The 25,280-nt window shown below is 43.3% G+C and carries 26 protein-coding genes and 2 tRNA genes; all 28 read right to left on the bottom strand.

All coding sequences use genetic code 11. The features are described 5' to 3' along the window. Window positions 1-17: 17 nt before the first annotated feature. Window positions 18-560, bottom strand: a complete 543-nt coding sequence (hpt, locus tag NST22_RS00410) for a hypoxanthine phosphoribosyltransferase (protein WP_003226700.1) — start codon at window positions 558-560, stop codon at window positions 18-20. Continuing rightward, a complete protein-coding gene (tilS, locus tag NST22_RS00405; RefSeq protein ID WP_003243704.1) occupies window positions 557-1,975 on the bottom strand; it encodes a tRNA lysidine(34) synthetase TilS in 1,419 nt (472 codons plus the stop codon). Before tilS ends, hpt begins: the two co-directional genes overlap by 4 nt. 103 nt (window positions 1,976-2,078) lie before the next feature. Beyond that, on the bottom strand, window positions 2,079-3,095 hold the full coding sequence (gene prkT / locus NST22_RS00400) for a serine/threonine protein kinase PrkT (RefSeq protein WP_009966278.1): 1,017 nt from the start codon (window positions 3,093-3,095) through the stop codon (window positions 2,079-2,081). Further along, on the bottom strand, window positions 3,061-3,798 hold the full coding sequence (locus tag NST22_RS00395; protein WP_003243782.1) for a VWA domain-containing protein: 738 nt from the start codon (window positions 3,796-3,798) through the stop codon (window positions 3,061-3,063). Before NST22_RS00395 ends, prkT begins: the two co-directional genes overlap by 35 nt. Before the next feature lie 84 nt (window positions 3,799-3,882). Continuing rightward, window positions 3,883-6,366, bottom strand: coding sequence for a stage II sporulation protein E (spoIIE, locus tag NST22_RS00390; RefSeq protein WP_003243026.1), 2,484 nt, complete (start codon window positions 6,364-6,366; stop codon window positions 3,883-3,885). 199 nt (window positions 6,367-6,565) lie between these two features. Further along, window positions 6,566-6,637: transfer RNA gene (locus NST22_RS00385), tRNA-Glu, on the bottom strand. A 9-nt stretch (window positions 6,638-6,646) separates the two neighbouring features. Continuing rightward, window positions 6,647-6,723: transfer RNA gene (locus NST22_RS00380), tRNA-Met, on the bottom strand. Window positions 6,724-6,891: 168 nt separating this feature from the next. After that, on the bottom strand, window positions 6,892-7,278 hold the full coding sequence (locus NST22_RS00375) for a S1 domain-containing RNA-binding protein (RefSeq protein WP_003218379.1): 387 nt from the start codon (window positions 7,276-7,278) through the stop codon (window positions 6,892-6,894). 80 nt (window positions 7,279-7,358) lie between these two features. Next, entirely contained in the window at window positions 7,359-7,736 is a 378-nt protein-coding gene (gene divIC, locus NST22_RS00370; RefSeq protein ID WP_003243211.1) for a cell division protein DivIC, read from the bottom strand. A gap of 17 nt (window positions 7,737-7,753) precedes the next feature. After that, window positions 7,754-8,389, bottom strand: coding sequence for a spore cortex biosynthesis protein YabQ (gene yabQ, locus NST22_RS00365; RefSeq protein ID WP_003243260.1), 636 nt, complete (start codon window positions 8,387-8,389; stop codon window positions 7,754-7,756). After that, complete coding sequence (gene yabP / locus NST22_RS00360; protein WP_003226714.1) at window positions 8,386-8,688, bottom strand: sporulation protein YabP; 303 nt, start codon at window positions 8,686-8,688, stop codon at window positions 8,386-8,388. Before yabP ends, yabQ begins: the two co-directional genes overlap by 4 nt. Before the next feature lie 78 nt (window positions 8,689-8,766). Next, the gene (locus tag NST22_RS00355; protein WP_003226716.1) at window positions 8,767-9,027 is read right to left on the bottom strand and encodes a S4 domain-containing protein; all 261 of its coding nucleotides are present in this window, start codon (window positions 9,025-9,027) and stop codon (window positions 8,767-8,769) included. 2 nt (window positions 9,028-9,029) lie between these two features. Further along, window positions 9,030-10,499: a nucleoside triphosphate pyrophosphohydrolase gene (gene mazG, locus NST22_RS00350; protein WP_003226718.1), complete on the bottom strand. Its 1,470-nt coding sequence runs from the start codon at window positions 10,497-10,499 to the stop codon at window positions 9,030-9,032. After that, on the bottom strand, window positions 10,489-12,087 hold the full coding sequence (locus NST22_RS00345) for a polysaccharide biosynthesis protein (protein ID WP_003243709.1): 1,599 nt from the start codon (window positions 12,085-12,087) through the stop codon (window positions 10,489-10,491). Before NST22_RS00345 ends, mazG begins: the two co-directional genes overlap by 11 nt. A gap of 181 nt (window positions 12,088-12,268) precedes the next feature. Further along, the gene (gene spoVT, locus NST22_RS00340) at window positions 12,269-12,805 is read right to left on the bottom strand and encodes a stage V sporulation protein T (protein ID WP_003218365.1); all 537 of its coding nucleotides are present in this window, start codon (window positions 12,803-12,805) and stop codon (window positions 12,269-12,271) included. 135 nt (window positions 12,806-12,940) lie between these two features. Further along, a complete protein-coding gene (gene mfd, locus NST22_RS00335; protein ID WP_003243453.1) occupies window positions 12,941-16,474 on the bottom strand; it encodes a transcription-repair coupling factor in 3,534 nt (1,177 codons plus the stop codon). Window positions 16,475-16,543: 69 nt separating this feature from the next. Next, window positions 16,544-16,774 (bottom strand): anti-sigma-F factor Fin, encoded by a 231-nt coding sequence (gene fin / locus NST22_RS00330; protein ID WP_003243417.1) that lies wholly within the window; start codon window positions 16,772-16,774, stop codon window positions 16,544-16,546. Between the two features lie 59 nt (window positions 16,775-16,833). Next, on the bottom strand, window positions 16,834-17,400 hold the full coding sequence (gene pth, locus NST22_RS00325; protein ID WP_003226727.1) for an aminoacyl-tRNA hydrolase: 567 nt from the start codon (window positions 17,398-17,400) through the stop codon (window positions 16,834-16,836). 106 nt (window positions 17,401-17,506) lie between these two features. Then, entirely contained in the window at window positions 17,507-18,121 is a 615-nt protein-coding gene (locus NST22_RS00320; RefSeq protein WP_003243443.1) for a 50S ribosomal protein L25/general stress protein Ctc, read from the bottom strand. A gap of 84 nt (window positions 18,122-18,205) precedes the next feature. Beyond that, the gene (locus NST22_RS00315; RefSeq protein WP_003218353.1) at window positions 18,206-19,159 is read right to left on the bottom strand and encodes a ribose-phosphate diphosphokinase; all 954 of its coding nucleotides are present in this window, start codon (window positions 19,157-19,159) and stop codon (window positions 18,206-18,208) included. 22 nt (window positions 19,160-19,181) lie between these two features. Continuing rightward, complete coding sequence (gene glmU, locus NST22_RS00310) at window positions 19,182-20,552, bottom strand: bifunctional UDP-N-acetylglucosamine diphosphorylase/glucosamine-1-phosphate N-acetyltransferase GlmU (protein WP_003226732.1); 1,371 nt, start codon at window positions 20,550-20,552, stop codon at window positions 19,182-19,184. Window positions 20,553-20,744: 192 nt separating this feature from the next. After that, window positions 20,745-21,038, bottom strand: a complete 294-nt coding sequence (spoVG, locus tag NST22_RS00305) for a septation regulator SpoVG (RefSeq protein ID WP_003218346.1) — start codon at window positions 21,036-21,038, stop codon at window positions 20,745-20,747. A 193-nt stretch (window positions 21,039-21,231) separates the two neighbouring features. Next, window positions 21,232-21,609 carry a 2-iminobutanoate/2-iminopropanoate deaminase gene (gene ridA, locus NST22_RS00300; protein WP_003226738.1) on the bottom strand — a complete coding sequence of 126 codons (378 nt, stop codon included), beginning with the start codon at window positions 21,607-21,609 and terminating at the stop codon, window positions 21,232-21,234. Further along, the gene (gene purR / locus NST22_RS00295; protein WP_003218342.1) at window positions 21,606-22,463 is read right to left on the bottom strand and encodes a pur operon repressor; all 858 of its coding nucleotides are present in this window, start codon (window positions 22,461-22,463) and stop codon (window positions 21,606-21,608) included. The genes ridA and purR overlap by 4 nt, the downstream gene beginning before the upstream one ends. A 55-nt stretch (window positions 22,464-22,518) precedes the next feature. Further along, a complete protein-coding gene (gene ispE / locus NST22_RS00290) occupies window positions 22,519-23,388 on the bottom strand; it encodes a 4-(cytidine 5'-diphospho)-2-C-methyl-D-erythritol kinase (RefSeq protein WP_003226742.1) in 870 nt (289 codons plus the stop codon). 147 nt (window positions 23,389-23,535) lie between these two features. Next, window positions 23,536-23,721, bottom strand: coding sequence for a small, acid-soluble spore protein, alpha/beta type (locus NST22_RS00285; protein WP_003218333.1), 186 nt, complete (start codon window positions 23,719-23,721; stop codon window positions 23,536-23,538). Between the two features lie 159 nt (window positions 23,722-23,880). After that, complete coding sequence (locus NST22_RS00280; RefSeq protein WP_003218330.1) at window positions 23,881-24,141, bottom strand: Veg family protein; 261 nt, start codon at window positions 24,139-24,141, stop codon at window positions 23,881-23,883. A gap of 210 nt (window positions 24,142-24,351) precedes the next feature. Continuing rightward, window positions 24,352-25,224, bottom strand: coding sequence for a sporulation-specific protease PrtG (gene prtG, locus NST22_RS00275; RefSeq protein ID WP_014475574.1), 873 nt, complete (start codon window positions 25,222-25,224; stop codon window positions 24,352-24,354). Window positions 25,225-25,280: the final 56 nt, after the last annotated feature.

The raw sequence follows: 25,280 nt of genomic DNA, 5'->3' as shown, positions 1-25,280 counted from the left end.
CGGAAGCAGGCTGCCGATCAGCTTTCATAAACTGCCGGTTTTAACACTCCGATATAAGGCAGATTGCGATAGCGCTCAGCATAATCAAGTCCGTAACCCACTACAAACGCGTCAGGAACTTCAAAACCGACAAAGTCTGCTTTGATGTCCGCTTTTCTTCCGCTCGGTTTATCCAAAAGGGTAACAATCTTAATTGATTTTGCTTTACGGTATCGGAAGAGCTCTACGAGATAACTTAAGGTTAACCCACTGTCGATGATATCTTCAATAATTAAGATGTCCCGGCCCTCTACAGATGTATCCAAATCTTTAATGATTTTTACTTCTCCAGAAGAAACCGTAGAATTTCCGTAGCTTGATACATCCATGAAATCCATTTCCAAATATGTATCAATATGCTTGATAAGATCCGCCATAAAAGGAAGTGCTCCTTTTAACACACCGATTGCCAACGGAAATGTATCTTGATACTCGCTCGTTAATTCTGCACCTAACTCTTTTACTTTCTTTTGTATCTCTTCCTCTGAGATCAGTACTTTCTCGATATCATGTTTCATCATGATTTTGCTTGCCCCCTACACTTTTCATGCTGTCTATATTGTAATACAATGCGGTCGCTGTTTGGAATCACAAGATCTTCAAAAATTGATTTTTTCAAGCCAGGTATCCAGATAATTTCACCGCTTGCGTCCGTCACAATCGGCCAGTTGTCTCTTTCTTGGAGAGGCAATTTCTTATCAATAAATATATCCTTTACCTTTTTTGAGCCGTTCATCCCTTTTAGTTTGATCCGGTCTCCAGCTTTTCTCGTCCGGATTGTTAAGGGAAATCGCACCTTTTTTTCACTTGTGATAAAAACAGCATTCCCATGTTCTTCAGGCGAGTCCGCATAATGCCTTGCCTCTATCAGATATCCATTAGGGAGCACTGCCGTTTCATCAGCAGCTCCGCTAATTTGGTATTCAAAGGGAACATTTTTGCACTGCCATTGTTCAAATGTAAACAAACATGTCTGATATGATTTGACCACCTTCAGCCCTTTCGGAAAGTCCAGTACTCCTGAAGGACCGCCATTTTCCGCCCAATCGAGAAACTGCTGAATGTGATGGGCTGAAAAGGATGATGGAACGTTTTCATAAAGATAGTTTAATATTAGTTGAACTCCTCTTCTTTGTAAAGGCATCGGGAGGGCAAGCAATTGAGAGGAATTGATTTCAACTGATGTATTAGACTGGCTTGTGATTACTTTATTCATTTCATCTTTCGTTAATGACTGTAAGAATTGCTCATCTTCCGTCAGTGCTTCACTCACTTTCTGAAACCTTTTATGCACATCCGGAGATTCCTGCTTCAAAAACGGGAGCACTGTTTTTCTGAATCTGTTTCTTGTGTAGTCATCTTTGGCGTTGCTTTCATCCGTCCGGTAGCTCAAGCCGTTTTCATGGCAATAGTGAAGGATCTCTTCCTTTGTAATGGTTAAGAACGGCCTGATGATCCGCCCTGTCCCAAAACGTCTAACCGGCTGCATTCCCGCAAGTCCCGTTCCAAGCGTACCCTTAGCCAGTTTCATAAGCATTGTTTCAACCTGGTCATCACCATGATGCGCAAGAGCCAGATAGTCCGCTTGGTGCTTCGACATGATTTCCTCAAAAAACTGGTAGCGGCAATCGCGTGCTGCAGCCTGCTTATTGAGTCCTTTTTCCTGTGCATATGCGGTTACATTGATTTGAGCCGTTTCGCACACGAGCTGTTCAGCTTTACAATAAGCTTGGACAAAACGCATGTCCTCCTCGGATTCCGCACCTCTGAACCGATGGTCAACGTGAGCTGCAATAACATTCGCTGAACGGCCGCATAACGTATGCAACGCGTGAAGAAGAGCCATTGAGTCCGGACCGCCGGAAACGCCTACAATGATTGTCGCCCCTTTTAACGTAAGATTGTGTTTGTTTAAAAAATCTTTGACACTTTTCACAATGTCCTCCTCACAATGAGCAGGTATTTTAAAGATATTCATATCCTAACACTTTCAACCCCTCCAAGCAAAGAAGAAGCATAGGCTCTGCAGTTTGCACCATTCAGATTAAGAAAAAGATAATATAGGCGAAATAAAGCGCTAAAACACTGATCACGATAAGCGTTGTTTCAAATAACCCCCCCGACTTAGCCGGTTTCTGTTTTGGGGTATATCGCGTCTTCGTTATTTTTCCTTGGCGCGGTTTTTGCTGTCTTTGTCGTGTGGCAGGCTGCGGTGATGCTTTTATAGGCTGTTTTCTTTGTGCTGCTTTTTGCCCCGCGTCTAGCATATCCTTTTTCATTTCATCTGCGGATTGATAATCTCCGTTCAAGGCTGAAAAAAGCGCTTTTTTATACTTTTGAAGCAGCGGGTTTCCTTCGATGAGAGACCTAAGCTGTTCTTTGGGCTGGTTCGTTTTCTTAAATTCTTTTTTATGCACACTGTTGATCATAATCATGGCAACTGCGAACAGATCATAGGATGGCTCTGCCTTTCTTGTTCCATACCCCCAATAGCCTCTGTCATAAAACTCCGTATACTCTTTTATCGCCCGGCCTTCCTTTGTCGTGCCGCCCACATCAATGCAGCGGATCCTTGCGGGCGGACCAGTTACGATCAGATTATCAGGTTTAAGATCGCCGAATATCCATCCTTGCTGGTGAAGCACCGATAAGCTGGATAACAGCTGAATCATTAATACCGGTATCCACTCTGCTCCTTTATCACTGACATACTTCAAAAGCAGCGGCCCTTTTATGTATTCCATTGCATAAAATGAAACTTTCGTATTGGCACTGGGAATATAGGCATCATCCGTATCAAAAAAAGAAGGCCCCATCGTAACGGACTGGGCCTTTGAGAAAGATTTCAAGACATTCACTTCAGAAGTAATAGACAGGCTGTCATCACTCACCTTTAAGGCAACATGTCCATCTGATGTTTCTGCCAAATACACAATTCCATTGGCCCCTTTACCAAGCTGTTTACGCAATGTATAAGTGTTTCCATTCCACTTGCCTTTGATTGTCGTACCCGGCTTGAGGCTACATGCCAAACTCGTCAAAGCGTCGTTCATCATCTGCCAGCATGCCCCTTCTTGAGCGTATTTTTTCAAACTGCAGTGTCGCTTCACGAATCGCCGGACCTGTCGGCGTGATGCCGCCTGTCGAAAGCTTTGCAAAGAGTGTGGAAAGAGATTGCAGCTTCGGTGTCCAGTTCAGCACAAGCTCGACCTCTTGTTTTTTCCCGGGAAATATACACATCGCAAATTCGTTATTCCCAATTCGGGAATTGAGGCTTACAGACAAATCAATCAGCGCCTCTTTTACTGTTGGAAGCTTTGGCGCCATACTTGCACTTGTATCAACAAGAACCAAAACCTGAAGATGCACCGTTTCTCCAAGCTCGTCTACCACTTCCATGACTTCGCCGCGTTTTTCCGGAGAAAGCTCTTCCATTTCCACATTCTTTCCGAGAATCTGTTTCAGTTCTTGATTGACTACACCTTGTAAGGTTTGCGTCATCGCTTTCTTTGTTACCATTTGAACAGTTTGTGAAAGCTGAGATGCATAAACGACTTGGTGCACGCCTCCTCCGGCAAGTGCAATCCCTTCGACTTCCTTCATTGCCTCAGGGTCAATTTGATTTTCTTCCATTATACCAATGACATTTACCGTAATCCCCTGCTCTTTAGCAAAAGCAGCCATTGCAAGCGGGTCTTCCCCATGGTTTGAGCAGCCATCCGTTATCAGCAAAATTTGATTTAAATGTCCGTTGTTCACATTCATTCCTCCTGGAGAATACGAGGATTCTCAGATTCATATATTCCCATCTTCGCCAGAAGAAATTTGATTTATACGGAAGCGTTATGAAATTTCTTGTTTGTTTTGAAAGATTGCCGGAACAGGAATGGATGCCCACTTCGGTGTATTGTGATCAATCCGGACGACAACAACAGTCATATCGTCCTCAATTTGGCCGGATCTTGTGCGGATGACTTCTTCCATAAGCAAATCGGCAATCTCCTGCGGGTCATTTGTTTTCAACCCTTTCATTTTACGCTTCATCCATAAGTCGTGATTTTCCACATGCTTAGGCCCCTCAAAAATGCCATCACTCATCATAATTAAGAGGTCACCCGCTTTCAGCTGTTCACTCACAACCTCCACATCGAATTCATTAATAATACCGATTGGCAGATTGCTCGCTTGAACTTTCATGACCTGGTCACCCCGTTTGATAAAGCTGGGCGTCGATCCAACCTTCAAAAATTTACAGCTGGCATCTTGAAGATCGATAATAGATAGGTCAAGCGTGGAATATATTTCGTCAGTTGTCCTTAGAGACAGTATGCTGTTGATCGTTTTAATTGCTATTTTTTCATCAATGCCCGATTCAAGGATTTTTTCAAGAAGCTTGATCGTTTCATTGCTTTCAAAGTGCGCTCTTGCGCCATTGCCCATTCCGTCACTGATTGCTGCAGCATATTTTCTGGCTCCAAGCTCCATCATGCTGTAGCTGTCACCGGAGACAAGGCCGCCGCCCTTCGCAGCGTGAGCAGCTCCCGTGGACACCCTGTATGATTTTGTTGATCCAAAGGCGACATGGCTGTATCCATTCGGATGCGGAGAGTGCTGTTCGGCTTTCACAAGAATTTGTTCCTCCAGAATGTCAGAAAGCATAGGAGCAATGATTTTTTCACTTTCTCCATGTCCGCTGAACGGAATGGTCATTTCAATATCGATATTTCCTTGTTCAAGACTATAGATCTCGACATGCTGAATCTCAATTCCGAAATGCTGAAGCGCTTCTATGATTTGCTCTTCCTGCAGAAAGTGTTGTTCTCGCTCTCTTTTTATTTCCCGAGAAAAGTCGGCCATAACCTCAGAAACGCCTAAAAGCTGTTCAGCAACAAGGCGCCTGCTGTCTTGGACTTTTTTCTTGAGTGTCAAATGGGCATGATGATGTGCGAGCTCATCCTCAATCAGCTCTTCAACCTGCTTGGATTTAGAACAATACTGTTGAAACTCTTTTTTCAGCCTTCGGTTTGATGCATATTCTTTTTCCTCTGTTTCAAGCATAACTTGTTTCATTAAGTCATATGTTTTATCAAAGTTCTGTACCCAGCACCTGTTTTTCTTGTAGCACGTCTGGCAGGAATGCTCCGTGATTTTGCTTAAGAACAGATCAACTTCGCTGTCATCTGTCTGTTCGTCTGATGCTTGATAAAAGGTTGCAAAGCTTTCAGACAGCGCGTGAAATACATTGGAGAATTGGTCTACCTTCTGAGCAGTGACATCACGGATTTTTCTAGCGTATTGCTGTTGCTCTTGAAGATGCTCGACAGTTCCCGGAATATATCTCGCCACTTTCCTCGTAATAGATTGAGGTGTGAGCAAAAACAGGCAGACTGCGATTAATGACTCATAGAGCGTTGTCATCAGACCGGCAGAGCCTTCACCATATAAAGATATAAGAAGTGATCCAACGATCAAACCAATTGCTGCACCCGCTTTTTTCCCTTCCTTCAGCAAACCGCCCAATAAACCGGAAAAAGCAAGCAGACTCATTTGATATAGGTTTCCGATATTCGCCAAGCCAAGAATCAGGCCGGTCACAACCCCAACCGTACAGCCGATGCTTGCTCCGCCAATAAAGGAAAAACTCAACACAACATAACGAGCCAATATATGTTCTGCCTGCATCCCTTGGTAGGACAAGCCAGCCAGCCCCGTTAAAACAGAGGCAATAAGAATCATAAAGCAAATGATTTCCTCTATTTTTAATGATTGTTTCACTTTTTTCACAGTAAAAATCGGAAGGCTCTGAAGGAAAATCAGTGTTAAGATAAACGATAGTCCAGCCTCAACGATAGCCATTACATAATCATAGGTTGTAAATACGCCATTTTGGGCATAAACAAACCCGGCTCTTGCTGCAGCCATGGAGAAGAACACGACAATCGGGAGCGCTTTAACACGATCGTCGGTAATGAAGGCAGCCACTTTAGAAAATACGAAGAATGCCAGCAATGCCGCCAGTATGAGCAATGAGTGCTTTGGAGATATGGTCAGCGCACCTGCAAGCACAGCCAAAACCGCATAAAACGCTTTGTCTCTTCTGATAAGAAGCATCGCTCCAAAGAAAGGAAGTGCGAAAGGAAGCACCTCGGATAATATGAAAGCCCGTCCAAGCAAAAATCCGATGACAACATAAATGAATCCTTTATAGAAAAACAGTGAATGCAAATGATGAGTCACCAGCTTCGTGCCCCTGTTAAAAAACGATTGGAGTTTTTCCAAAGCTTGTCCCGCCATTGGCCCGTTCACTCTTCTTTCTGCTTTTTCCATTCCTCTCATCTCCCACCTGTTATATTCGTTGCCTGTCATTATAGCGAAAGCACAGATAGGATTTTGTCAAAAGAAGGTAACAATACCAAAGAAATCTTCGACGGTTTCTGCCTTGATATTCGTTTATGAAAAGAATTTCCGGAATGTTGTCTAAAAATGAAAAAAATCGGCTTCTGCAAGAGAAACCGATTTGTTAGGATGACCCGTACGGGATTCGAACCCGTGTTACCGCCGTGAAAGGGCGGTGTCTTAACCGCTTGACCAACGGGCCAAACAAATATGGTAGCGGCGGAGGGGATCGAACCCCCGACCTCACGGGTATGAACCGTACGCTCTAGCCAGCTGAGCTACACCGCCATATTGTTTTGTGCTTCTAAGCACAAGTTATATAATACAAAGGTTTGTCTCTTTCGTCAACAGAAACTTTAATGTTGTAATTTTCTGACTCTTAAAGAGAATGAGGATAATAAAAAAGCATCCGTCGGGATGAACGGATGCTTCATTTATTTTATAGAAAGCAGCAAGTTATCCTCTTCTTGCTCCGCGCCCTCCACGTTTTGATTCCGTATTGCGTTTTAAAGATGACAAGCGATCTTCGCTGTCTTTTAAAAACTTATTCATTTTCTGTTCAAAAGATTCTTTCGGACGGAAATCATTTCTAGGTCTGGCTTGCGGACGGTCTTTAGCTTTTTTAATAGATAAACCAATTTTCCCGTCTTTTTCAACGTTGATGACTTTCACTTCAACTTGGTCGCCGACTTTTAAGTGGTCGTTAATGTCTTTGACATAATTATCAGCTACCTCACTAATGTGAACGAGACCGGTTGAGCCTCCAGGCAATTCAACAAATGCTCCAAAATTTGTAATACCTGTAATTTTCCCTTGCAACTTGCTGCCAACTTCAATCGACATAAAAAAAGTGCTCCTCCTTAGGCTTATAAAAAGATCGTTTGCTTAATTATACCTAAATAAAAATTTAAGTGTCAACAAGGCTACTTGCTCTTCTTCTCCACATTGAAGATAATTTCTCCGTCTCCAGACATGAATAAGTCCCTTCTGGCAAGCTCTGTGACGTAATCCTCATCCTTCAATTTGGATATTTCTTCTTTTAAATCCGTTTGTTTTGTCTTTAAACTTTTCAGTTCTTTTTCAAGCTGTTCTTTCTTTTCTTCTTTTGCACTAAGGGAAGATGTTTGGGACCATACAGAGCTTGCCAGCACAATTGCCGTCAGGAATACTAGGGCGCCGAATACAGTTAACCGTCTGTACAGCCCTTTGCGTCTTCGTTTCTTCAGCTGATTTTGCCGTTCTACTTGTTCTTTATAGTCGTTTTGTATTTCAGTTATCGTTCGTTCCCTGGAAAAATTCAAACCAGACGGTCCTCCTTTCATCTCTTCAAAAACCGTGTGATGGTCGTTCTTATGGTTATCAATAGTTTCTTCTTCTTTTTGAGAAATCCTGCACCTTTTTCAAAATAACGTCTAAAAGTTAGACGCATTTTCACAGGAAGAAGTTTCAAACATTGTTTCGCGATAAAACGGATCGGAAAACACAGAACCATGACTATTTTATATAGACACAGCAGGAGAAAACCTATCAGGCTGTATGTTTTCTTGAATAAAAATGCCGCCAGCCAGATGATCGCTCCGCATGTCCACACAATAGGACGAAATAACACGTGCTGAATGAGTTTTTTGAAGAATTGATAAACAGAAACAACAAGGTAAATGACGAATTTCAGTATTTTTATATAGATTCGTTTGCAAAGGCTCTGATACGTCGCAACGCCCAGCAGAACCGCTAAAAAGATGTAAATCCTGAATTCTCCCTCATTTACATGAAGCAAGACATAAAAGAAAAGCAGCCCTTGCATAATCCAGAAAAGAATATCATGAATAAATAATAGCCATCTGGCTGTTTTGGCACGAATGACAAAGAGCCGGTATGTATCAAGCGAAGCACCAAGCCAGAGACCCATACCGGACATCGCTAGCATTGTATAGAATTGTGTCGTCAGCGTCATTTAAACAACTTGCTAAAAAACCCTTTAGCTTTATCCCCTTGTTGTTCGTCTAAGTACACTAAATCAAATACCCTGCCTTTAATCGAAACAATCCCTTTTTCCACATCAAGATTTTTCATCTGCAGGTTTTGGCCTCTGACGGAGAGCATTCCCATCACCGTTTCCAGCAGGAATTCTTCGTTATCAAAACTCTCCACATGCTTAACCCCAGAAATATCTAAATGCTTCCGGCCTTTCATTGTCACATCATGCTGTTCCGGAACAGACGAAGAACCTTTTTGATCATAATATGAATTCATCTATTCAGCCCCCATATCCTCGATACTTTTAGCATTATTACTGCATTGTATGAGGTGGGGGGTTTTTTTAGAACAAGCCTATTCGCCGAGTTTTTCTTCTTTTAGAATCGTGTACATGTTTGCAGCTTCTTCTTTTTTCGTCGTGTCTTTCAATTCATTAACTTGAACCGTTACAAGCTTTTGGCCGAAGCGGACCGTTAGTTCATCTCCCGGTTTTACGTCAGAGCTAGCTTTAGCTTGGTTTCCGTTAATAGAGATTCGTCCTTGGTCAGCTACTTCCTTCGCTAGTGTACGCCGTTTGATCAGCCGTGATACTTTCAAAAATTTATCTAATCTCATATCTATGATCTCCTCTCAGTTTCTTTTGCTTCATTCCACAGTTTGTCCATGTCCTCAAGGGACATATCAGCCAACTCGACTCCCTCTTCCTTCGCTGTTTCCTCAATGTACGAGAACCGTCTCCGGAATTTGTCATTAGTCATGGTCAGCGCTTCCTCTGGCTCTATTTTGTAGAAGCGGGCTACATTCACCAGCGCGAACAAAATGTCGCCAAACTCAGCTTTAAGATTGTGTTCGTGAGGAGCTTCAGAAACCTCAGAAGAAAATTCCTTCATTTCCTCACTTACCTTTTCCCAAATATCGCTGACGTCTTCCCAGTCAAAACCGACCTTCGCTGCTTTTTTCTGCAATTTAGCTGCTTTCGAAAGAGCTGGAAGGGTTTTCGGTACGCTGTCTAGTAATGATGATTCAGATGTATTTTTTTCGGCCTTTTTTATATCTTCCCAATTGGCTAAAACATCGTTTTCATCCTGAACCTTAACATCTTTAAACACATGGGGATGTCTTCGGACCATTTTTTCACTGATTCCTTTTATGACATCATCAATTGTGAAATAACCTTCATCTTCACCAATTTGCGCGTGAAGCAAGACCTGAAGCAAAACGTCGCCAAGCTCTTCGATCATATGGTCTGTGTCTTCTTCGTCAATAGCTTCGAGAAGCTCATAACATTCTTCAATCATGTACTGCTTTAATGACTGATGCGTCTGCTTTTTATCCCACGGACATCCATTAGGTCCGCGAAGCTCTCTGATGATGCTTCGGAACGTGGAGAATTCGTGATAAAGCAGCTTCTCTTCTTTAATCGGCGGAATATACACACTTGTTAAGTTGTTCAAAGCGACATTGCGGTCCAGCTCAAATAATGGCACTGTCCTGATCTCCTCGCCACGGCTGCCTGCTGCAGTCACAATGACGACCTCATAATCATCAGGCAGCTTCTCCATCAATGTCAGCTTGACTTCAGAAGCCGTCATTTGGTCGTAAACCTGACATATGATCAGATGATGTCTGAGCTCAAGCTCATCCGCGGACAATGTGCCGGCATCCACAAATTGAAAACCTTCAATCGGGTCAATTTGCAAGACATTGAATGTGGCATCAAGGAAACTTTGTCCCCCCGCGACTTTCACTTGAACGTTTTCCTTTTCCTGCCGCTCCGTCAGCAGCTGAACTGTTTTTTCTGCGACAAAAGGGTGTCCCGGCACAGCGTAAACCACGTCCTCACGCCGCGCCGCTTCAAAGAGGATATCTGCAATTTCTTCATATACCGCCTCGAACTGATCATGTTTCTCATATATATCATCAAAGAAACGGATGTTCTTCGTTTCTTTTTCAAGCTCCTCAATTAAAGGATGATCCTTGGTTCTGACATACAGCGTATCTGCCTTCGTCAGCAGCTTGTGTATACCAATTGTCAATTGGTCCATGTCTCCGGCACCAAGTCCGACGACTGTAATTTTACCCGCCATTTTGTTCTCTCCTTCTCATGAATTTGCTTAACTTGCTGCCGAATGGCACACTGTTCAGCTCTTCATCTGTAAATATTCCCAATCTCATCATACAATAAATAAACACCGCGCCACCAATGGCAACAGCAGAAAGACTCTCAATCACAGCCGCTCCTCTTCCTGTTGCAGGAAACAAGAAAGTCCAGAGACGCGTATACGCAAGCAAAACAGCTGACATCAAAAGAGCAGATCCAATAATCGGAATCAAAACGCCTCTAAGCTTATCGAGCCATTCCTTTTGCCGAAGCTGATACAAGTTAAGGCCGGCGACAGCCGCAAAGGAAGCCGCTGTCGCAAGCGATGCGCCTTCAATCCCATAGCGCGGAACCAAAAGTGTGTTTAACACCCATTTCACCGCAACACCCGCGCCCACCGCTATCGCAGGAAAAACTGTGTATCCCGCTCCCTGTAAGACTGCCGCTGCCGTTACCGCCAAGGATGCAAACAAAATGGAGCAGCTAAATACTTGTAACGCACCTGTCCCTTCTCCATTTTGAAACAGCATGATATTTACCGGCTTTAGAATGCAAATCAACCCAGCCGATGCGCCTGTACCGAGCACAAGGCATAGTTTCAAAGATGACGTGATTTTTTCTTTCATGATCTTCAGCTCTTTGTTTTTTACAGCCATAGAAATATACGGAACGAGTGACGTCGCAATGCTTACGGCAAAAACTGAACCGAGCTGCAACAAGGGTTGTCCCCGATCATAGATCCCCTTTAGGCATTTTGCTTCTTCGCTTGCCTCACCACCCGAAAGCAATGCATATAAATTCAAAGCATCAACAAGCTGGATAAACAAAAGCAGCAAACTGCTTACACAAATTGTGACCGAATATAAAAGCAGTTTTTTCGTCAATTCTTTTGTTGTGATGACATTTTCGTTTTGCCTATCCGTTTGGTTGTCTCTTTTCGTTTTGAACCAAAAAAACCCCAGTATTATCAATGCAACCAAACTTCCGGCAAGAGAGCCTGAAGCGGCTGCCGCTCCCGCAGTATAAAGCGAGGCTCCCTTTTTCACGAGCCAAAATGATAAACCCAAGAGCACCGCAACACGCAGAAACTGCTCTGTCATCTGTGATAAGGCTGAAGGGAGCATTTCGTGCCGCCCCTGAAAACCGCCTCTTAGCAACGCGACAAATGGGAAAAGCAGAAACGCGTATGCGGCCACTTGAATTAACACGGCTAGATGCGAATCTCCCATAAAGAGTGCAATAGGAACAGCACCCAGATATAAACAAAGAAATAATAAAATACCGATTAAAGACAAAAACAACGCTGATATTTTTAATATGGTGTGATGATTTTTTTCACTATAATCATTCATCAGCTTTGAAATAATGACTGGAAATCCTGATGTGGACAGCATGACCGCAATACCAAGAAAGGGGTATACCTGCTGATATATATAAAATCCAACATCGCCGACAATGTTTTGAAACGGGACTCTGTAAACAGCGCTTAAAATTTTTGTGATGACGCCTGCCAGAATTAAAACAAAAGCCCCCTGCCAAATCCAATGCCGTTTAACGCCTATTGAATCGTCCATCCAAAAGCTCCTTCCCAACGTCAGGGGCAATACGGTTCACGTATTACCGCGGCACAAATAAAAACGAGGTTATTATACCACATCCCAACCCTTGGATTCCTTTTTCGGCACGCATGAAAAAGAACAGCGTCCCAAGGAGAGCTGTTCTTTACATACCTATTTTCGAAGAAAGGAATAAGACCTACTGTTCCATTTGACGAGCCAAAAATCCAGCTGCTGTTTCAACGGCTTTATGCTCTACTTCGCCCATTGTCTGATCTTTTGAAAAGATCACCACAGCACCTATCGGATCACCGTTCGCCACAATTGGGCCTACAGTATAAGAATTCATGTCCTCATCAATTCCATTCACAAGCTGTACTGATTTCGCATCACTCTCAAGCACGGAGCTGCGCTGATCCATTGTTCTTTCCAGCATTTCGCTGATTGACTTGTTTAAGTAATCTTTTTTGGAGCTGCCGGACACGGCAATATATACATCACGATCACAAATCAGCACTGAATGGCCGAGGCTGTCGTAAAGCGCGTCTGCATACTCCTTTGCAAAGTCTCCAAGCTCACTGATCGGAGAGTACTTTTTCAAAATCACTTCTCCGTCACGATCTACAAAAATCTCAAGCGGATCGCCTTCCCTGATTCTCAGAGTTCTTCGAATTTCTTTAGGAATCACGACCCGACCTAAGTCATCAATACGACGTACGATACCGGTTGCTTTCATCTCTGGTGCCTCTCTTTCATTTGATGGTATATACATGTGGGAAAGACCTAAAGCAGTTACTTTATGTACCTTCCGCCTCGCTTGAAATTAGTATCCGTCACATCAAATGTAATATACACCAGAGAGTAACAAAATTTACGTTGATGAAATGGTTTGCTTTTTCACATCTTTTAAGCCCTTCAGCATGCCCAGCACGGTGTCGAGCCATTCATCAGCACTACGGCCTTTCGTCTGTATGGAGATTTTGAGTTTTTTCCCTTCCATTCCCAGTCCGATTTGTCTGCCATATTGATTGCCAAGCTCAAACAGCTTCTGCCCGTCAATTTCAGCACTTGCTTCTTCAGAAATCGTCAATCTGACAGCATCTTTATCCTGCTTAATCAGCTCGACACGTTCCTGTCTCGCATAGACTTTCATTTCTGCAACAGTAAACAAGTATTCGACTTCTTTTGGATAGTTTCCAAAGCGGTCGATCATTTCATCTTGAAGCTCATTCTTCTCTTCGATTGTCGCCACAGACCTGAAGCGTTTATACATATCAATTTTCTGTTTGCCGTCTTGAATATAAGTTTCCGGAATATACGCATCAAGCTCGACATCAATTTCTGTTTCAAACTGCTCTGTCTTCGCTGTGTCTCCTTTACGCTCCTCAATGGCCTCCTTCAGCATTTGTGAATAGAGGTCAAATCCGACCGAATCGATGAAGCCATGCTGCTGGGCACCAAGAAGATTCCCGGCTCCGCGAATCGTTAAGTCACGCATTGCGATTTTAAAACCGGAACCTAACTCTGTGAATTCTTTAATAGCCTGCAGCCTTTTTTCAGCCACTTCTGTCAGCACTTTATCCCGGCGATACGTGAAGTACGCATACGCCACACGGTTAGAACGGCCGACACGCCCCCGCAGCTGGTAAAGCTGAGAAAGTCCCATCTTGTCGGCGTCAAATACGATCAGCGTATTGACGTTTGGGATGTCCACGCCAGTTTCGATAATGGTTGTGCTGACGAGAACGTCTGATTCTCCTTCAAGGAAGCTTAGCATAACGGTTTCTAATTCATTTTCTGTCATTTTCCCATGCGCATATGCTACCTTCGCGTCAGGGACTAGCATTGAAATTTCATCCGCTTTCCGCTCAATGTCCTCTACCCGGTTGTACAAGAAATAGACCTGGCCTCCGCGTGCAAGCTCACGTTCAATCGCCTCTCTGACAAGAGCGCCGTTATATTCCACAACATACGTCTGTACGGGGAAGCGATTTTCCGGCGGAGTCTCGATGACTGAAAGGTCCCTTACGCCAAGCATAGACATATGCAGCGTACGCGGAATCGGCGTTGCTGTTAACGTTAATACATCAACATTGGCTTTTATTTGCTTGATCTTTTCTTTATGGGTTACACCGAAACGCTGCTCTTCATCAATGATGAGGAGCCCTAAGTCTTTATACACGACATCCTTTGATAGCAGCCGATGCGTCCCGATGACGATATCAACCGTTCCATTTTTCAGCCCTTTGATTGTTTCGTTTGCTTCTTTTCTCGTTCTGAACCTGCTGAGAAGGCCGATATTAATCGGATAGTCCTGGAAGCGCTCTTTTATGGTTTCATAGTGCTGCTGTGCCAAAATGGTTGTCGGAACGAGCAGAGCTACCTGCTTTCCGTCACCGATCGCCTTAAACGCGGCACGTATGGCAACCTCTGTTTTACCGTAGCCCACATCTCCGCACAGCAAGCGGTCCATCGGACGTTCTCTTTCCATGTCTTTTTTGATTTCGTGAATAGAACGGAGCTGATCCTCAGTCTCTTGATAAGGGAAAGCCGATTCGAATTCACGCTGCATCTCATGGTCAGGAGAAAACGCATAGCCCTTGCTCGCTTCTCTTTCGGCATACAGCTTAATTAAGTCATCAGCAATATCCTGAACGGATGTCTCTACTTTTTTCTTGACCCGCTTCCATTCACTTCCGCCTAATTTATACAGCTTTGGCTCTTTTCCTTCGGAGCCAACATATTTTTGGACCTGATCAATTTGTTCTACAGGGACGTAAAGCTTGTCACTGCCCTGATAATGTATATTTAAATAGTCTTTATGAATGCCGTTGATTTCAAGAGTTTCAATCCCCAGGTATTTTCCGATCCCGTGATTAATATGAACGACATAATCTCCAATTTGAAGCTCAGAATAGCTTTTGATGCGCTCTGCATTGGTAAGCTTCTGTTTTCGCGGCTTCTTCTTTACACGGTTTTTGAACAGTTCTTCTTCCGTGATAACGGCAAGCTTCATTAACGGCAGCTCAAATCCCGATTGGAGCTCGCCTTCCATGATATAGACCTGTCCCTGAACAAGCGCTTTTTTGCTGTCTGTCATGGCGGCCTCGATATCATAATCAGCCAAAACAGATGACAATTTCTGCGTACGTTCCTTGTTTGCTCCTAAGAACACAACAGTGAAATTTGATTTTTTAAAACGCTCCATTTCGCCCGCAAGCACGTTCATTTGGCCATGGAAACTCTGCATTTGCCGGCCTGACACATTGACGATATTTTGCGGGCTCGTATGGTGTACATGCCGCAAAAATAAAGAGTAGTACAGCAGAGGCCGTTTTTGCTCAGCCACTATTTTTTGGAAGCTGAATGACAAACGAATGTCATGCAAAATCTTCCCTTCCTCAAGAAGATTTGTTATAAACTCCGCTTCTTCTTTTTGAAGCTGTTCTTCCATCTCATGAATCCGACTGACTTCATCCAAAATCAGAAGTGTATTATCAGGTGTATAATCTAGTAAACTAGCAGGCTTTTCATAGAAATATGAGAGATACTTCACGAGCTCCTGATCTGTCTGGCCTTCAGACAAGCGTTCTTTATCGTGAGAAATATTCGCATGAAGTATTTCTTTTTGTTTGTCAGCCTTTAATTTTTTCAAGCTCGCGGCAAGACCACTATCGATTTTCTCCATCGCCCGCGCTTTTTCTTCCGGTCTGATAATTAATTCCTTCGCGGGACCGATATTGATCGAGGTAAGGGTCTCAATTGACCGCTGATCATCTGAATTAAAGCTGCGGATTGAATCCACCTCGGTGTCAAAAAGTTCAATTCTCACCGGATTCTCTGAAGTCAACGGATAAATGTCAATGATTCCACCGCGAATACTGAATTCCCCGGGCGCAGAAACCATATCAGACCGCTCATACCCTACCTCTACCAGCCGTGAGGCAAGCTGGTCAGGTTCGATATCATGGCCTACTTGAATGAGCATCTGGCTGCTTTTCCACACCTCAACAGGCGGCAGCATTCTTCTGATTGCCGCTACCGGAGCAACGACAATTGGCGCTTCTCCATTCGTTAGTCTATTAATGACATCTAATCGCTGCGCCCGCAATTCAGGGCTTGCAACTGCGATTTCTGATGAAATGAGTTCATTGACGGGGTACAAAAGGACAGACCGATCCTCTAGAAGTGAAGTCAGATCATCTGTTACTTTCTGGGCTTGATATAAGTTATGGGTGATTAGAAAGATAGGCTTATTCGTTTCATTAGCCAGAGCAGAAGTAAAAACAGAACGCGCGGAACCCGACAGACCCGCGAGCAGCTGTTCCTTCAGGCCCTCGTGTAAACCGTTGATGATGGATTTAAAGTCATCGCTTTCTTTTATAAAGGTTTGAATGTTGTCCATATGGCCCCTCCTCTCTGTTTCCTGCGAGAACAGAAAAACGCTTTGGTCTAGTGTCTACACCAAAGCTTTTTATTGAATAAATGTGTGATATTCGTGGTAATGCGGATTTCGGTCAAGCGCCTCTTGGCAATCTTCACATATCGTCAAAACATGGACATCTCCATTTTCTTTATAAGAAATCATATCGTTTCTTTCCTCATTTGTTAAGTGCTGAAATCCAAGTGAGTCTGTCGATACCATTGAAGATTCGAGACTGCCTACTTTCACTCCGCAATGACGACAATAATAATGCAAAGCCATACAAGGGACCTCCTGATGAAAAAGTCATTTTGGTGTAGTATGGACTTTGTTGTTACATTTTATACCTTTGCGTTAAATTCGTTCATGACTTCTAAAAACGGTTTACTCAAAGAAGCCTCACAAGCCTTCACAGATTTATCAACCGCTTCTTCGATCTCAGGTGCCTCCTCCTTGGTAAAGGAGCCTAACACATAATCAACGACCTTCATGCCGTTTACAGGCCGGCCGATTCCGATGCGGATACGGTCAAACTCGGATGTTCCAAGATGCTGGATCAGTGATTTGATGCCATTGTGCCCTCCGGCGCTTCCTTTCGTTCTTAAACGGATCTTGCCAGTCGGAAGGTCAAGGTCGTCGTAAATGACTGTCAAATCTTCGTTATCGACATCATAGTAGTCCATTAAAGGCCGCAAACATTCTCCTGATAAATTCATATATGTAAGCGGTTTAACAAGTAGAACCTTTTTGCCGGAAACAAATCCGGTTCCGTATAATCCGTTAAATTTATTTTGATTCAGCTCTATATTCCATTCCTTTGCAAGCTGATCTATCACCATAAATCCGACATTATGCCGTGTATTTTCATAGTTCTTCCCCGGGTTTCCGAGACCGGCAATCACAAGCATGGCGAATCCTCCCTTAGTCACATAACTCCCGTCTTCATAAACGGGCTATAATTCTTCTCATTCTAGCACAAAAGACGTAACCGCGGGAGGGTTACGCCTTAAGCTATTATTGTTCGTTTTCACCTTCTGGCTGAGCATCGGCAGATTCCTCTTCATCGACCTCAGCTGCTTCCTGCTGCTGCGGAGGAAGGATTGAAGCCACAACCTCATCTGATTCATGATTAAAGGAGTAGTCACCGCCAGCAGGCAAATCTGCAATCGTCAGTACTTCATTTACATCGAGGCTTGAAATATCAGCCTCAATCGTTTGCGGAATGGCTTTTGGCTTGGCCTTTACAGTAAGTGCATATAACGGCTGCTGCAGTACGCCTCCGTTTTTCACTCCAATGGCTTCTCCGGTCAGATGAATCGGAACTTCCACTTCAATGTCCTCACTCATATTAACTACTTGAAAATCAGCATGAGTGATTTCATTTTTCAGCGGGTCCGTCTGCAGGTCTGTTACCATGACGGAGTGTTTTTCTCCGCTGACCTCAAGCGTAATGACTGCATTTTTGCCTTCGTCCCTCAGCGTTTTGATGAGCTCCACACTGTCTAATGACACAGGTTTGTTGCCCGTATCCTTCCCATATATGATACCTGGAACATGTCCTGAAGTACGGATATTCCGAAGAGACGAACGAGTAAAGTCCGTTCTTTCTTTTGCCGTTAAAGTTGCCATATTCAGCACCATCCTCTTGTCGTTTTAGTTGTCCTATTACAAACAATACCCATAACGATAAGGATTTAAACCTCGAAAAATGGTTTAGCTGAACAGATAGCTGACTGATTGCTGCTCATGAACGCGAATAATCGCTTCGGCCAGAAGCGGTCCGACTGAAAGCTGCTTAAAGCGTTCAATTTTCTTTTCTTCAGGAAGCTTGATGCTGTTTGTCACAACAAGCTCTTTAATTGTTGAATTATTAATCCGTTCAACCGCAGGGCCTGATAGTACAGGGTGTGTACAGCATGCATATACTTCTTTCGCTCCGTTTTCAACGAGCGCATTAGCAGCAAGTGTAATCGTACCTGCAGTATCAATAATGTCATCGATGAGGATAGCAGTCTTCCCTTCGATGTTACCTACAATATTCATGACTTCCGCCACGTTTGGACGCGGACGGCGTTTATCGATAATCGCAATTGGCGCTTTTAGTCGGTCAGCCAGTTTGCGGGCACGTGTCACACCGCCATGGTCTGGTGAAACAATGACGATATCTTCAAGATTTTTGCCTTCAAAATATTCTCCTAAAATCGGAACACCCATTAAGTGGTCAATCGGTATATCAAAGAATCCTTGAATTTGCGGCGCATGCAGGTCAAGTGCAATCACACGAGTCGCACCGGCTGTTTCAAGCAGGTTAGCGAAAAGTTTAGCTGTGATTGGCTCACGGGATCTTGCTTTTCTGTCTTGACGCGCATAACCGTAATAAGGAATAACAATGTTAATCGTTTTTGCAGAAGCGCGTTTTAACGCATCTACCATAATCAGCAGTTCCATAATATGCTCGTTAACGGGGTCACTTGTAGACTGGATGATGTAACAATCACATCCGCGAATACTTTCTTCGATATTAATTTGGACTTCCCCGTCACTAAATCTTGTGACAGAACATTTCCCTAATTGAACTCCAACTATATCTGCGATTTCTTTTGCAAGCTCTGGATTCGAATTCAAAGAAAAAATCTTTAAATTCTTATCTCCGTATTGATTAGACATGGATAAACCTCCGAATTTAGGATTATTTTTTATGAATATTTTTCACATAATCGTCTTTATTTACTTGTCTCGCTCTGGCAATAGCAAGTGCTTTTCCAGGTACATCTTCCGTAACAGTTGAACCTGCCGCCACATAAGCGCCTTCTCCGACTGTGACAGGGGCAACCAAGTTGGAATTGCAGCCGATAAACGCGCCATCTTCAATTTTTGTCAAATACTTATTCTTTCCATCATAATTGACAGTAATTGAACCGCAGCCCAGGTTTACATCAGTGCCTACCTCAGCATCGCCGACATAGCTTAGATGAGATGCCTTGCTTCGGTCTCCGAATTGAGTCTTTTTAATTTCTACAAAATTCCCGATCTTCACTTCATTCCCGATGACAGAATCAGGTCTGATGTGAGCAAAAGGTCCTATGTTTACATCATTCCCCACTTTACTGTGATTGACTACCGATTGTTTAATAACCGTACGGCTGCCAATGGCACTATTCATAATCTCCGTATGAGGGCCAATAATCGTATCTTCTCCGATTTGCACCTCACCTTTAATCACAGTTCCAGGGTAAATCACAGTATCGCTTCCGATAACAGCGTCAGGAGAAATATACGTATTCATCGGGTCAATCAACGTCACGCCATTTTGCATATGCCGTTTATTAATGCGCTCTTTCATAAATTGTTCTGCCTGAGAAAGAGCAACTCTATCATTAACTCCGAGCGTTTCTTGGAAATTACCAGTCTGGTAAGCGGCAACAGTTTCGCCTTCATTTTTAAGAATCTCTATGACATCCGGCAAATAATACTCGCCTTGTGCATTATCATTAGACACCTGATCAATAGCCCGAAATAGCGCTTCATTGTCAAAACAATACGTACCGGTGTTGATCTCAGTTACAAGACGTTCTTCTTCAGAGGCGTCCTTATGCTCAACTATTTTTTGAACCGCTCCGTTTTCGCTGCGAATAATGCGGCCGTATCCAGTTGGATCTTCTGCAACCGCAGTTAAAATCGTAGCTTTCGCTTCTCTTTGTGTATGTTCTTTCAGCATCTGTTCCATCGTCTCTGCTGTCAAAAGCGGCGTATCTCCGCAAATGACAATTGTGACGCCTTTTTCGTCAGCAAGAAATGGCTGTGCCTGTTTTACAGCATGAGCAGTGCCAAGCTGTTTTGCTTGAAGCGCGTACTCGCTTTTATCACCAAGCTGCTTTTTCACTTCTTCCGCACCATGTCCGACAATCGTGACAAGCTTTGATAAAGATAATTTTAAGGCTTCGTCCACGACGTGCTCTACCATAGGCTTACCGCAAACTGGATGAAGGACTTTATAAAGCTTCGATTTCATTCTCGTTCCTTGTCCAGCCGCTAAAACAACTGCAAACCGCTTATCCATTTATTGGCCTCCAATATCCCTTTTATCCATAGAAAAATATATCCTAAATATCTTCTGATTTCAAGGAGACTTCATGAAGTGCAAGAATTTTCTATTGAGTGCAACTAAGTTTGAAAAATCAGAATTAAAAAAGGACCGCCGGCAAAAGGCTTATGTCAGCCCTTTCAGCAGTCCTTGCTTTTTGGTTATTTTTTAAGAAGCTCCAGCTTCTTCGAATTCTAATGCTTCAGTGTCACCCAGACGATGATACTCATTTAACACGGCATCTTGAATCTTTCCTCGCGTGCTTGAATTAATAGGATGAGCAATATCGCGGAACTCTCCATCAGGGGTGCGTTTACTCGGCATCGCAACGAAAAGACCATTGTTTCCATCAATCACACGAATATCATGTACAACAAATTCGTGATCCAGCGTGATGGATGCAATCGCTCTCATGCGACCATCGGTATTCACGCGGCGTAATCTTACGTCAGTAACTTCCACAGTAGTTCACCACCTTTTCCCTATATAAAAGCATTAGTGTATCAATTCCACGATTTTTTCTGAAATCCTGCTCGTTTTTAAAATATTTTTTGAAAAAATAGGATATAGTTACACAATTAGGTCATAAAGCTTTCATTTCGGGCATAAGGTAAATAAAAAAGTGATCCCGGCTCTCCCAGAATCACTTTTCTTATTATTTCACCAGTGCAATAACTTCGATCTCGACTAACGCATCCTTCGGGAGTCTCGCGACTTCAACACAAGATCTCGCCGGTTTGTGAGTGTCAAAATATTGTCCGTACACTTCGTTTACTTCCGCAAACTGTTCCATATCCGCGATAAATACAGTTGCTTTTACAACTGTTTCAAAAGAAGCACCCGCTTCTTCCAGAACCGCCTTTAAATTGCTGAATACTTGATGAGTCTGCTCCTTAATATCGCCATTCACCATTTCGCCTGAAGGAGTCAAAGGGATTTGGCCTGAGCTGTAAAACATATTGTTGACGATAATCCCTTGTGAATAAGGCCCGATTGCCGCTGGGGCATGTTTTGTGTGGACTGCTTTTGTCATGATTCTGTCTCTCCATTCTTTAAAAGATTGTCTTTAAAAAAACGCAGAAAATTGCCATTCTGAATTTCAATGGACTTCTCTTTCATGTTGATGGTTGAAAGAGTAAGAAGTGACATATATTCGTCAACAAGACGTTCATCTACTCCTTCGGCTTCAACTAAGACGCCGATTCCCGCCACATTTGCGTTAAACTCATCCAACAGGTTAATCATACCATTAATGGTGCCGCCTGCTTTCATAAAGTCATCAATAATGAGTACGTTTGAACCCGTTTTCATGCTTCTTTTCGCAAGTGACATTGTTTGAATGCGGTTTGAGGAGCCTGAAACGTAATTAATGCTGACTGTGGAGCCCTCTGTTACCTTATTGTCTTTACGAACGATCACAACAGGCACATTCAAATAGCTTGCAGCTGCGTACGCAAGAGGGATGCCTTTCGTGGCAACGGTCATGACAACATCAATTTCGCGCTCTGCAAACACGGAAGCAAACAGCTTCCCTACCTTGGAGAGTACAGATGGCTTTCCTAAGATATCCGTTAAATATACATAACCGCCCGGAAGGATACGCTCAGGATTTGCCAGCGACTGTCCAAGTGTCTGCACAAACTCTTCAGCTTCAGCCTGCTTCATTTTCGGAATATATTTAACGCCTCCGGCAGCTCCGGGAACAGTAAGCAAAGTACCAATCCCCTGCTGTTCAAAGGTTTGTTTAATAATTGTTAAATCTTCACTGATCGATGATTTTGCAGATTCATACCGCTCAGAGAAAAAGGTTAGCGGTATTAACTCGTGCGGATGGGTTAACAAATAATTTGTTAAGTCCACCAATCTGCCGCTGCGACGAAACTTCATGAACTCACCCCCAAAATCCGAATATTTTAAGATCAATATAACTTAACATACGGATTTAATCAAGAGCGTTCTGTTCGCCGATCATTCTCACCGCATAAACTTGATCGCAGAAGCCTCTTAACCCGTTATAAATTCTCTGCACCTTCGACTCATACTGAACCAGTCCAAACACTGTCGGGCCGCTCCCGCTCATTAACACGGCATCTGCACCAAAGCGTTTCATCTGGTTTTTGATCATCGCAACTTCAGGATGCATATCGAGTGTAACAGATTCAAGCACATTGCCTAACCGGCTGCACATCTTCTGAAAACTCTTTTCTTCTATCGCCTCGATCATGCCTTGTACATCGGGATGCTCTATACCATCCAGTTTCAGCGCTCTGTACACTTCAGCAGTTGAAACACCGATTGTCGGCTTCGCTAAAATGACCCAGCAGTGCGGAGGCGTGCTGATATGTTTAATTTTCTCGCCGCGCCCTGTTGCTAATGCAGTTCCGCCATAGACACAAAATGAAACGTCAGAGCCAATTTCCGCTCCAAGCTCAGCAAGCGTTTCCGCGGACAGATTTAAATTCCACAGTCTGTTCAGCCCTCTGAGTGTCGCCGCCGCATCACTGCTTCCGCCGGCAAGACCGGCAGCCACCGGAATTACCTTCGTAATCATGATGGAAACTCCCTTTTTCACGTTGTATCTGTCCTTGATCAGCTTGGCAGCCTGATAAGCTAAGTTTCTTTGGTCATCAGGCACAAATCGGTTGTGGGAGGAAACCCTCACTTCATCCTCTGCAAGCTCCGTCAATTCAATTCGATCAGCTAAATCAATTGTCGTCATGATCATTTCGACTTCATGATAGCCATCCGGGCGTTTTCGGGTGACGTCAAGTGACAGATTGATCTTAGCTGGCGCTTTTTCTAAAATACGCATAGCTTTCACCTACTTCTCCATCTAAACATAAGTATGAACATTGTATCACATTTGAAGTACAGGATGAACATATCCATATTCAGCCCATTATGTATTTATATCCAAAATAAAAAAACCAGGGAACAGCACGTCCCCCGGGTCACATCCTTATCGGTTATTCTGATTCTGAGCCATTTGCTGTTCGGCGATTTCAATAGCACGCTTCACCATGTTACCGGCATCGCGGGCCCGAATTTCACCCCAGCCTCCATTTTTTACTGTGTCATAAAAACCAAGGTCTTTAGCCAGCTCATATTTAAACTCATCTGACATAACTCCACGACGTCTGCCCAAACGAAACAACTCCTTTTTTAGAAGTGATAGCCATTCGTGCACGTCACGATAATATGTGACTGTTTTATCTTTTGTTAAATCAGATGGAACTTTCGTTAAAATTATTGGAAACCAAAAAAGGGCAAAACAAAAAGCAGTAAACAAAAGGTTCACTGCCCGTTAAAATGCCACTGAGCTTGCGGCGTCATCATTAAATGTCAGCTCAACAGTCTCAGTCAAAATATCAGCATAACTGTATGAAACTCTTTCAAACGAGTTCTCGTCTTGATCTAGTTGTATCACAAAAACAGAAGGGTACGTCTCAGCTAAAATGCCCGAACGCTCAATCGTTTTTCGGCGGCCACCGTTTGCTTTTAACGTCAGCCTTTTACCTAAATTCCCATCAAGCGATCTTTTAATATCGGACAACGTCTTCGCCATTGCATCCACCTCACTACATTTATTGTACAACACGAGCCCATTTTTGTCAAATAAAATTTAAATTATATCAACGTTAATAAGACGTTGTCAATAAAATTATTTTGACAAAATTCTATGATTCCTCAATTATGTTCCGCAAGTTTCGGTAAATTATGTATCATTATGTAAAATAAAAAACCCGCATAGCTCTCCTATGCAGGTTTTCAACTGTTAATTGGACTTATAAGGCATACCAATTCTCAGAACTCCTCTTGTTTCAATACCTCCAAGCCCTTTCTCTCTTGTCAGCGTATTACGGAGCACTTCCCATACATTAATCCGTTCCATAAACGGCGTAAAGCTGATCTTCGCGACGATATATACCGGATCAAGCGCATGAATATTGACTCTTGACGGTGAACTTGCAAAATTCGCACCCGCTCTGATGAGTGATTCAAAATGGGATTGGCAGGCCCCCGCAAAAATAACAAGCTGATCTAAGTGAGGGATCTTTTTTCGGGCTGTTTGAACTGTTTCAACAAAGTGCTTAGAATGTCTGTACGCATTCAAATCATCAATACCGCCCTTTTGCTTCGAGTACGCATCATGCCCTGTGATCACCAGGATGTCAGGTCGATATTTGTCGAGCAATTCTTCAATAGAAGCAGACATTTTCTTTTCATGGCAATGGATGCCATAGACCGGCACTCCAATTTTTTTATAGACATTCAGGCATTTTTTCAAATATGCTTCGTCACCATCCAGATGAAGCACTTTGCCCGGCATATGGAAATAATGCTCCTGATGCTGATATTGGCTTGTCGCATAGTACTCCTGCTTTTCTCTGAGCAGCTTATAATCTTGGCGGAGCAATTCGAGCGACTCATTCATTCTGCTCTCATCTTTCTTTTTCCGCATCATCTGCTCATCCTTTTTCACTGCCACCAGATCAGAAAAATCCGAATCAGCAATCAGCCTGACTTCATCTCCATGCAAAATGGCAATTGAATTTCCTTTGCTTGTTTGCTCTATTCCTATAATTCGAAACAAAACATCCATCTGATAGGATTTTCTGGCTACCATATCCCCTATTTGAAATTGCACGTTCCTCACTCCACACATAGACTAAGCCTCATCATGAAAGAAAGAGCCTTGAGAAA

Source organism: Bacillus sp. PS237, from assembly GCF_037963345.1.
Lineage (GTDB): Bacteria > Bacillota > Bacilli > Bacillales > Bacillaceae > Bacillus > Bacillus subtilis.
The sequence above is the reverse complement of the archived record's forward strand: the minus strand, read 5'-3'. Positions and strand labels throughout refer to the sequence as shown.